Annotated in this window: 4 protein-coding genes; 2 read left to right on the top strand and 2 right to left on the bottom strand. The window is 66.2% G+C overall.

What is annotated here, in order from left to right; all coding sequences use genetic code 11:
- The coding region (locus JOY90_RS05260; RefSeq protein WP_291690092.1) for an LLM class flavin-dependent oxidoreductase at positions 1–321 on the bottom strand (321 nt) is incomplete at its 3' end.
- 355 nt (positions 322–676) lie between these two features.
- On the opposite strand from JOY90_RS05260, the gene JOY90_RS05255 reads away from it, so the two are divergent.
- Positions 677–1,795, top strand: coding sequence for an ATP-dependent RecD-like DNA helicase (locus JOY90_RS05255; protein WP_291690091.1), 1,119 nt, complete (start codon positions 677–679; stop codon positions 1,793–1,795).
- 128 nt (positions 1,796–1,923) lie between these two features.
- On the opposite strand, the gene JOY90_RS05250 is transcribed toward JOY90_RS05255, so the two are convergent.
- Entirely contained in the window at positions 1,924–3,699 is a 1,776-nt protein-coding gene (locus tag JOY90_RS05250; protein WP_291690090.1) for a CYTH and CHAD domain-containing protein, read from the bottom strand.
- 183 nt (positions 3,700–3,882) lie between these two features.
- Between JOY90_RS05250 and JOY90_RS05245 the strand changes: the two genes are divergently transcribed.
- Positions 3,883–5,463 carry a hypothetical protein gene (locus JOY90_RS05245; protein WP_291690089.1) on the top strand — a complete coding sequence of 527 codons (1,581 nt, stop codon included), beginning with the start codon at positions 3,883–3,885 and terminating at the stop codon, positions 5,461–5,463.
- Positions 5,464–6,008: the final 545 nt, after the last annotated feature.

Genomic DNA, 6,008 nt, shown 5'->3' with positions numbered 1-6,008 from the left:
CATTTCCACCCGGCCGTTCGACACAAGATCGAGGCAGGCAATGCGCTCCGCGACGCGCTGCGGCGGATTGGTGGTCAATTGGACGATGCCGTGGCCAAGGCGGATGTTCTTCGTCCGCTGCGATGCAGCGCCGAGAAACACTTCAGGGGCGGGAGAGTGCGAATACTCTTCCAGGAAGTGGTGCTCGACCACCCAGGCATAATCGTAGCCGAGCCGGTCGGCAGTCTCGAGCTGCGTCAGCGCGTCCTGGTAGAGTTTCAACTCGCCGCCCTCAGCCCAGGGACGCGGCAGTTGCAGCTCGTAGAAGATGCCGAACTTCATGACGTTCTCTCTCCGCTTATGCTTGTTCTTGCGCATATCTTACCGCCCGCCATCGCGCTGTCTACAGTCGACCTATTCCGCAAGGCGGGAGATGCCGCGCGGCACCGCTCTACAGCGCGTGCTGAGGCCGCGGCTCGAAGGCCGCTTGAGCTCCTGACATTTCGAGCCGAGAAAAGATCATGTCGGTCGCGCATAGCATGGGCACTTCTCTCGATTGAGGGTAACCGCCCTCACCCGATTTGCCGCGCCAATCGACCCGAGGTGAAGCCCTCCCCGTGGCAAGCAGCTTGATCTATTTGCACCAAACCTTAGTTTCCGGAGAATCTCGAGTCCTCCTTCCGACTTCCGAAAACCCATGCCCACCTTCTCGCCGCACCAGGACTTTGCCCTCCAAGCCGTTGCCGACTGGCTGAAGGCGAAGCCCGGGCGCAACGGCACGCCGCCGGTGTTCCGCCTGTTCGGCTATGCCGGCACCGGCAAGACCACGCTGGCGCGGCACATCGCCGAGGGTGTCGATGGCGAGGTGAAGTTCGCGGCCTTCACCGGCAAGGCGGCGCTCGTGATGCGCAACAAGGGCTGCGACGGCGCCTCCACCATCCATTCGCTGATCTACCGCGCCAAAGAGAGCGGGGTCGAGCAGCCGAGTTTCGAGCTCTGGGACGATGCGCCGGCTTCCAAGGCGAAGCTGATCGTGATCGACGAATGCTCCATGGTCGACGCCGAGATGGGCCGCGACCTGCTCTCGTTCGAATGCCCGCTGCTGGTGCTCGGCGATCCCGCGCAATTGCCGCCGATCCAGGGCGCCGGTTTCTTCACGGCAAGCGAGCCCGACGCGATGCTGACCGAGGTGCACCGGCAGGCCCAGGACGACCCGATCGTGCGGATGTCGATGGACGTGCGCGAGGGTCGCGAGCTCGAGATCGGCCGCCACGGCGAGAGCGAGGTGGTGCCGCGCGGCGAGCTCGATCCAAACAAGGTGATGGGCGCCGACCAGGTCCTGGTCGGGCGCAACAACACCCGCCGCGCCTACAACATGCGGATGCGGCAGCGGCAGAACATCGAGGAGCCGCTGCCGGTCGCCGGCGACAAGCTGGTCTGCCTGCGCAACAACCGCAAGAAGGGCCTGTTCAATGGCGGACTGTGGCGGGTGAAATCGCGCACCGCCTCGCGCTCGAAGGCGAGCCGCATCATCAGCATGCGGCTGTCGCCCGACGAGGAGTTTTCGCACAAGGTGACGAAAGTCTCGGTGCGCTGCGACTGCTTCGAGGGCGGCATCGAGCAGATCCCCTGGGAGCAGCGCAAGCCCTATGACGAGTTCGACTACGGCTATGTGCTGACCGTGCACAAGTCGCAGGGCTCGCAATGGGACGACGTCGTGCTGTTCGACGAGAGCTTCGCGTTCCAGGAGAGCCGCGCACGCTGGCTCTACACGGGCATCACCCGCGCCGCGAAGCGACTGAGCGTGGTGGTGTAGGTCTAACGCAGGATGCCCCTCAAACAATGGAGATCGCCACGAGTTCTGCGCACCTCTCCCCGTAAGAACGGGGCGAGGGAGCGCACTTCCTGCGCTGATCGAGCGAAGCTCATCTCATCGGAGTCTCGCTACTGAGCCGGCGCTTCCACCACCCAGGGCGGCTTCACCTCGGCGAACTCCTTCCACGCGCCGCGCAGGCGCGGCTCGGCGCCGACCATGCCGTGGGCCTGCCAGCCCGTGATCGCCGCGGCCGCGGTGCCGCCGCCGGCGGTCTCTGCGCCGAGCGACTCCAGCACCTTTGCGGTCGTCGCCATGTCGTTGAAGGCGCCGAGCTCCTCCTGCAGGTCGGCAAGCCGGTGCGCGAACCGTTTCGCGGCCTTGCCTTCGGCGCATAGCGGCAGCAGGAAGTCGGCGAGGTAGCGCAGCTTCTTCACCGCGAGCCGCAGGCGGTGGCGCTGTTCCGCGCCGAGCGATTTGAGATGACGGCCGCGCTTGAGCACCTTGAGATGCTGGATCGCCAGGACGCGGCGGGCAAAGTTCGCCGCTGGTTCGGCGAGCTGCCCCAGCGCCTCCGGCGCGACATCGCTGCGCCAGCCGCGCGTCTCGATGAAGCTGCCGAGCCCGAGCACGAACGCGGCACAGCGGCGGCCCGCCAGCACCTCGCGGACCTTCCGGTAGGCGTCGCCGCGACGCTGCTCCGTGGCCGTGCTCAGGACATCGAAGCCGACGATCCCCGAACACGCCTCCGCGATGACAGGCAGCGTCGAGCCTTGAAAAACGTCCAGGTCGCGCGCGGTGGAGAGGTTTTGCGCCAGCCAGCCTGCTTCCTCTCGGAACCCTTCGAGCCGGCTCGATGCGCCCGCTGCCCGCAACAGGTTGAAGGCCGAGCGCAGCCGTCGCAGCGCGACGCGCAACTGATGCACGCCTTCGGGATCACCGCCATGCTCGGCGGCAGGCAATGATTGCAGCAGGTGACGAAGGCATTCCCGGAGGATCGCGGCAAAGGTATCGTCGAGCGACGCCGCAGGCTCGACCCGGAGCTTGCGCGGCTTCTCCGCCGTGGGCGCAGCGTCGGCAGCGAGGTCGAAGCCCCGCGCCGACTTGGTGCGGATCGAGGGCCTGACCGCGCCGTGCTCGGCGAGCCGCAGCGCCAACTCGTAGATCGCGGACGCGTGGCCGGCCTTCAGCTCGAGCTCGATCTCGGCCACCGGCGTCGAGCGGACGCCCGCCTTGAGCACGCCGTGGTCGAAGGCGACCTCGACCGTGCCGGACGGCAGGTCGACGAGGCGCTGGTGCCGATGGATATCGCTGGTGAACACCGCCTCGACCGGCTGCAATTGCAGATCGTCGCGCAGCTTCGCCGGCATGAACGGCGCCGCGAGCGCGAGATCTGGCGCCATCGAGGGCACGCTCGCCTCCCATTCGCCACGCCGCAGCGGGTCGTCGCTGGCTTCGGCCTTCACGGTCTGCGCGAACCGCGTACCGCTCTGGCGAACGCGCAGGCTCAATCCGTTCTCCCACAGCGCGCGTCCGGGCGTATCGTAATACACCGACTTCAGATGCTTGCGCGTGCCGTTGCCGCGCGCATTCGCCGCGATGATCTGCGCCTCGTTGAAATGAGCCAGTTGTTCCGGATCGACCAGGAGCTTGAGCTCGATCTCGGTGCCGACGGGCACCGCCGCTTTCGGCGCGGGAACCTCCAATGGAGCCGCCTCGCTCTGCACAAGCAGCTCGCCGGGCGGGGCCTCGGCGGGCGCCGTCGCATCCGTGCGCGGCGCTCCGGTTTGATTGGTCTCGACGCCGCCCGCGGATACGGCCGCATCCTCCGTGCTGCCGTTGTTCCGATGGGCAGGATCGTCAGCGAGTCCGCCGACGACGCGCAGATTTTCGCGTGGTACCGACATTTCATTTCTGTGAAGTTTTGATGAAGATTGCATAACATGGAGCGAGCTGGATTGAAACGGACAGGGCCGAAAAAACCGGTATGAACGAACCTGTTCGAGGATTTCGCAATTGATTCAACGAATTCACGGAACGCTAATGGACCGGACAAGTGGCGCCCCCCGATCCGACCAAAGTCTAGATCATTGACGCGACGTCAAAGCGACGCGCAGCCCGGCTTCATGCGCGCCGTCCTGATCGGCTCGCTGCTCGCGCTCGTCTCGACCTCATCACAGGGAGCATCGCCGGTCGCGCTTTCGCCCGCGACCATGGCGCGCCTCGGCGCGGTCGACGCGCGTTTTCAATCCTACAACATCGAGATGGTGGAGGTGACCGGCGGGTTCTTCTGGCGGCCATATCGCGATCAAGGCAAAGCGGTAGCGCCATCGAACGCAGGCGACATTCCGCCCGGCATGGATTCGGCAATGTACGCCTATCGCGCGCCGATCGATCTCGCCCAGGCACGGCTGCGCAGGCTCGCCGCCGCGCTCGGCCCGGCGTATCTGCGCGTCAGCGGCACCTGGGCCAACAGCACCTATTTCGATGATGCGGATGCGCCCGTGTCTCGGCCGCCGCCCGGCTTCAAAGGCGTGCTGACGCGCCGGCAATGGCAAGGCGTGATCGGATTCGCGCGCGCCGTGGACGCAAAGCTCGTCACCTCGTTTGCGATCGGCGACGGCGTGCGCGACGCACGCGGCGTCTGGACGCCAACACAGGCCGAGAGGCTGATCGACGCTACCCGCGCGCTCGGCGGCGAGATCGCCGCCGCGGAGTTCATGAATGAGCCCGACCTGCCCGCACTCGGCGGCGCGCCGCGCTTCTACGATGCGGCGAGCTTCGGCCGCGACGTCGCGGTGTTTCGTTCCTTCCTCGAGCGCGCATCAGCGAAGACGATCCTTCTCGGTCCCGGATCGATCGGAGCAGAAACTGTCTCGAACGACATGCTCGACAGCAAGGATCTCCTGAAGGCTGCCGGCGATGCGTTCGACGTCGTGTCCTATCACCATTATGGCGGCATCTCTCCCCGCTGCTCGCACGCGACGCTGTCGGCCGCGGCGCGCGACCGGCAGGCGCTTTCGGAAGATCGGTTGTCGGGTGCCGACCGCGCCCAATCCTTCTACGCGCCCCTGCGCGACGCCCTTGCGCCGGGCAAGCCGCTGTGGATCACGGAAACGGCCGACGCCGCCTGCGGCGGCAATCCCTGGGACTCGACCTTCCTCGACAGCTTTCGCTATCTCGATCTGCTCGGCCGCATGGCGCGGCGCGGCGTCGAGGTCGTGATGCACAACACGCTCGCCGCCAGCGACTACGGCCTCCTGGATGAGCGCGATTTCACGCCGCGCCCGGACTATTGGGCGGCCCTGCTCTGGCGCCGATTGATGGGCACGACCGTGCTCGAAGCAGGTGCACCGCTCGTGCGCGGGCTGCATCTCTACGCCCACTGCCTCCGCGGCCGACCCGGCGGCGTGGCGCTGCTGGCCATCAATCTCGATCGAACGACCGCGCAATCGCTCGAACTGCCGATGCCGGCCGTTCGCTACATGCTGACGGCGGACCACCTGACCGACGCACGCATTCGCCTGAACGGCCGCGCGCTAGCCCTTGGTGCAGACGATGGTCTGCCGCCGCTCGACGGCGAGGCGGTCGCCGCCGGCGGCATCGAGCTGCCCCCGGCGACCATCGTGTTTCTGGCGACGACGGATGTGGAGAATCCGGCCTGTCGATGACGTGCACGATCCGCTCGTCGTCACGACCGATTCTTCGCAGGCGTCAACATTCTTATTTTCCGAAAGTGAGTTGACCGAGACCCCAAATCGGGGGCATAATCCGTCCCGTCCCGCTTCCGATAGGAGGGGCGCTTCGCGATCGTCACGGACGTTGGCAGCGGGACGCGATGGACGCGTCGGCGTCACGCATGTTTCGGCGTGCGAGACGAATGACGTCGATGCGGACGCGAAGCCGTGTGGTCCTGATCTCCCGACGCTGAGATCAAGTCTCGCGGATGATCCACGAGGCGACGGTGGCCAGAAAGCCCGGAGCACCGAGGAGAGCGCGGCATAAGCGTTAAAACCATCGCGCAGGGAAGGCCGGGTGTTTCGGCTCGTACCTGTGGTGACTGCCGCCTGCGTTTCTTGTTGCAGGCGGGCCATGGGTGCGGCTGGCGCCCGGTCTTCCCTGCGCCCTCCACCATTTCGAGGGCGGCGTGCCTACAAAGCTCGGACATTTCATGCCGCGAGAACGTAGATGCGTGCCCGAACAGTAGGGTGTGCTA

This window comes from Bradyrhizobium sp., from assembly GCF_019242285.1.
GTDB lineage: Bacteria > Pseudomonadota > Alphaproteobacteria > Rhizobiales > Xanthobacteraceae > Bradyrhizobium.
The sequence above is the reverse complement of the archived record's forward strand: the minus strand, read 5'-3'. Positions and strand labels throughout refer to the sequence as shown.